A 207-nucleotide genomic window follows, 5' to 3' on the forward strand; every position below is an offset into this window, starting at 1 on the left:
GGAGCTGACGAATACTAATAGATCGAGGACTTAACCATATAATATGAAGCAATGTTATCTAGTTTTGAAAGAATATAAAAAACTTGTTGACTTTAAAAGTTAAATGAGTTACAATAATTCTTGTCTTAAATGAATACAGTCTGGTAATGATGGCAGAGAGGTCACACCCGTTCCCATACCGAACACGGAAGTTAAGCTCTCTAGCGC

The 207-nt window shown here is 35.7% G+C and carries 1 rRNA gene; it reads left to right on the plus strand.

Annotation, left to right across the window (positions count from 1 at the left end):
* Positions 1-139: 139 nt before the first annotated feature.
* Positions 140-207, plus strand: a 5S ribosomal RNA gene (gene rrf / locus MR170_RS32135); the annotation flags it as partial.

It is taken from the genome of Bacillus cereus group sp. BfR-BA-01524 (assembly GCF_022662595.1).
Classification (GTDB): Bacteria; Bacillota; Bacilli; order Bacillales; family Bacillaceae_G; genus Bacillus_A; species Bacillus_A thuringiensis_S.